This is a genomic window from Corallococcus sp. CA053C (assembly GCF_003611675.1).
Classification (GTDB): domain Bacteria; phylum Myxococcota; class Myxococcia; order Myxococcales; family Myxococcaceae; genus Corallococcus.
In genome coordinates this window covers 1-3,455 of sequence record NZ_RAWA01000639.1, presented here as the reverse complement: position 1 = coordinate 3,455, position 3,455 = coordinate 1, and the positions used below count along the sequence as shown (strand labels likewise).

The 3,455-nt window shown below is 69.6% G+C and carries 4 protein-coding genes; 1 reads left to right on the top strand and 3 read right to left on the bottom strand.

Features of this window, described 5'->3' with window-relative positions:
- Window positions 1-123: 123 nt before the first annotated feature.
- From moaC to trxB, 3 genes are read right to left on the bottom strand one after another with little or no spacing between them, the layout of a single operon-like run.
- Window positions 124-564 carry a cyclic pyranopterin monophosphate synthase MoaC gene (gene moaC, locus D7V97_RS41405; RefSeq protein WP_120616046.1) on the bottom strand — a complete coding sequence of 147 codons (441 nt, stop codon included), beginning with the start codon at window positions 562-564 and terminating at the stop codon, window positions 124-126.
- Window positions 561-1,760, bottom strand: coding sequence for a PLP-dependent aspartate aminotransferase family protein (locus D7V97_RS41400; protein WP_120616045.1), 1,200 nt, complete (start codon window positions 1,758-1,760; stop codon window positions 561-563). Before D7V97_RS41400 ends, moaC begins: the two co-directional genes overlap by 4 nt.
- Complete coding sequence (gene trxB, locus D7V97_RS41395) at window positions 1,757-2,722, bottom strand: thioredoxin-disulfide reductase (protein ID WP_120616044.1); 966 nt, start codon at window positions 2,720-2,722, stop codon at window positions 1,757-1,759. Before trxB ends, D7V97_RS41400 begins: the two co-directional genes overlap by 4 nt.
- An 81-nt stretch (window positions 2,723-2,803) precedes the next feature.
- On the opposite strand from trxB, the gene D7V97_RS41390 reads away from it, so the two are divergent.
- The gene (locus tag D7V97_RS41390; protein WP_120616043.1) at window positions 2,804-3,262 is read left to right on the top strand and encodes a cyclic nucleotide-binding domain-containing protein; all 459 of its coding nucleotides are present in this window, start codon (window positions 2,804-2,806) and stop codon (window positions 3,260-3,262) included.
- Window positions 3,263-3,455: the final 193 nt, after the last annotated feature.

Below are 3,455 nucleotides of genomic sequence, written 5' to 3'. Positions count from 1 at the left end.
GCTCATGTCGGTGCACTCACCAGGGGTGCTCAGCTCTTCCTTTCCCTGCAAGCTCAACCCTGCCCACGGTGCTGGCGGCCGCTCGGCCTCCAGCACCTTTCTTCAGATAATTAGGGACACCCCCTAGGGCGCCTCGCGCTCCCAGGTCCCGGAGCGGCCGCCGGACTTGTGGTCCAGCTGCACGGCTTCAATCACCATGCCCCGGTCCACGCTCTTGCACATGTCATAGACGGTGAGCGCCGCGGCGCACGCGGCCGTGAGCGCCTCCATCTCCACGCCCGTGCGGTCCACCGTCTTCACCCGCACGCGGACCTCCAGGCCTTCGTCCACGGGCGTGAGCGTGACGTCCACGCCCGCGAGCGCGATGGGGTGGCACAGGGGCACGAAGTCCGGGGTGCGCTTGGCGGCCATGATGCCCGCGATGCGCGCCGCCGCGAGCACGTCCCCCTTCTCCACCTGCCCCGCGAGGATGCGCTCGCGAGTGGCGGGCAGCATCCGCAGACGGGCCGTGGCCACCGCCACGCGCTCCGTCTTCGGCTTGTCGCCAACGTCCACCATCTTCACCGGCCGGCCCCCTTCGCCACCGCGGCGAGCAGGTCGTCCGCCACGTCGTCCGGGTCCTCCAGCCCCACGGACACGCGGATGAGGCTGTCGCGGATGCCCGCATGGGCGCGCTCCTCGGGCGTCATCCGACGGGCGCTGGCGCTCGCCGCGTGCATCACCAGCGTGCCCACGTCGCCCAGGGACGGGCCGGGCTTGCACACCCGCAGCGCCTCCAGGAACCGGTCGCCTTCCTTCTGGCCCGCGCCGCGGATTTCAAACGCCACCATGGGCCCGAAGCCGCCCTCCAGCACCCGGCCCGCCACCGCGTGGTCCGGATGGGAAGTCAGGCCCGGGTAGATGACGCGCTCCAGGAGCGGCGAGTCCGACAGCCGCTTCGCCACGTGCGCGGCGTGTTCGTTGTGGGCCTTCATGCGGACGGGCAGCGTGCGCAGACCGCGCAGCGTGAGCCACGCCTCGAAGGGGCCCAGCACGTCCCCCGACAGGATGCGCGCCGAGCGCAGCGGATCCATCCGCGCCTTCGAACCGCTCACCGTGCCGCCCAGCGCATCGCTGTGGCCGTTGAGCCACTTGCTGGTGGACTGCACCGCGTAGTCCGCGCCCTGCTCCAGCGCGCGCTGCCCGAAGGGCGACGGGAACGTCGCGTCCACCGCGAACACCGACCCCGCGTCGCGGCACGCCTCCGCGAGGGCGCGGATGTCCGGCACGCGCAAGAGTGGGTTGGAGATGCTCTCCGCCAGCACCATGCGCGGGCGCCACTCGCGGATCCGCGCGGGGGCGTCCGGGTCGGTCTGGTTGAGCGGCCGCAGCTCCACGCCCCAGCGAGCGCACAGGTTCTTGTAGAGGAACCGGGTGACACCGTAGCCATCCGTCGGCATCACCAGCACGTCGCCGGCCTTCCACGGCTGTGCGTCGAAGAGCGAGCGCAGCGCCGCCATGCCGCTGGCGTACGCGACGCACGCCTCGGCCCCCTCCAGCGCCGCCACGGCCTCCTCCAGCAGCGCCGCGTTGGGCGCGCTGATGCGGGCGTAGGCGTAGTCCTTGCCGTCCAGCGCGTCGGACAGGTCGTCGCTGCTGTCGAACCAGTTCACCGCCGCCGGGAAGATGGGCGGCATGACGGGCACCGCCTTGCTCCCCGTCAACCGGGAGCCCGCGTGCACCGCCACCGTCTTCTGGCTGGGCTTGTGCTTCGTGCTCATTCGCCGTGCTCGATGAGCCAGCGCTCCGCGTCGATGGCGGCCATGCAGCCGGTGCCCGCGGCGGTGATGGCCTGGCGGTAGTAGCTGTCCTGCACGTCACCGCAGGCGAAGACGCCGGGGATGTTGGTGCGCGTGCTGCCCGGCACCGTCTTGAGGTAGCCGCCCTGGTGCGTCTCCAGGATGCCCTGGAACAGCTCCGTGTTCGGCGTGTGGCCGATGGCGACGAACAGGCCCGTGGCGGTGACGAGCTGGCTGTCGTTCGTCTTCAGGTTGCGCACCACCGCGCCCGTCATGCCCTTGGGGTTGCCGACGACCTCTTCCACCGCGGAGTTCCACAGGAAGGAGATCTTCGGGTTGTTGAGCGCGCGCTCCTGCATCACCTTGGAGGCGCGCAGGGTGTCACGGCGGTGGATGAGCGTGACGTGGTTGACGATCTTCGCCAGGTACGTGGCCTCTTCCATGGCCGTGTCCCCGCCGCCCACCACCAGCACGTCCTGCTTCTTGTAGAAGGCGCCGTCGCAGGTGGCGCACGCGGACACGCCGCGGTTCTTGTAGGTGTCCTCGCCCTTGACGTTGAGCCACTTGGCGGTGGCGCCGGTGGAGATGATGACCGTCTCCGAGCGCACCTGCATGCCGCTCTCGCTCTCCAGCAGGAAGGGCCGCTGGGAGAAGTCCACCTTGGTGATGTTCTCCATGTGCAGCGCGGTGCCGAAGCGCTCCGCCTGCTTCTGGAAGCGCTCCATCAGCTCCGGGCCGGTGATGGCCTCCGGGAAGCCGGGGTAGTTCTCCACGTCGGTGGTGACCATGAGCTGGCCACCCGGGACGCGCTGCGGGTGCTCCAAGGTGGGGCCACCGGCGAACACGACGGGCTCCAGGTTGGCGCGCGCCGCGTAGATGGCGGCCGTGTAGCCCGCGGGGCCCGAACCGATGATGGTGACCTTCTGGATCTTGTCCTGCGACACGGCGCCTCCTGCGCTGTTGCGTTTTCGGGCTGGGACGGTACCAGACGCCGTCCTCCAGGCCATGTTACGTACCTGGACCCTATGGATGCCGCTGTCCTCAAGAAGGTTGCGCTCTTCGAGGGATTGACCCAGGGCCAGCTCGCCAAGGTCGCCCGGATTGCCCAATCCCGGACCTATCCGGCGGGCGACTTCGTCTTCCGTGAAGGCGACACCGGCCAGGACATGTTCATCCTCGCCGACGGGCGGGTGCGCATTTCCAAATCCGTGCCGGGCATTGGCGAGGAGGCGCTCGCCATCCTCGAAGCCGGCCAGTATTTCGGGGAGATGGCGGTCATCGAGGATTCGCCCCGCTCCGCGGACGCCATCGCCCACAGCGACTGCACGGTGTGGGTCATCGGGCGGGAGAAGCTGGACCAGCTCATGTTCACGGACAAGGACCTGGCCTACGTGCTCCTCTGGACGTTCGTCCGCACGCTGAGCGAGCGGCTCCGCGAGACGAACGACAAGATCAAGGGCTTCTTCGCCATCTCCCGCTTCTAGCGGCCTGGCGTCCCACCTCCTCGCGCACCGAGAGCGCGGGTGGAGCACCGCTGTCCGTCCCGCTTCCGGGCCCCTTCGCGCGCGCCTGGACGGGGCCATGCCCTGTGCCTCGGAGTGCGCCATCAAGGCACATGCCTTGCTCTGTCGCGGTGGCGTGGAGGGAGGCGGGATGGAACAGGGCGGGGCGTTGTCG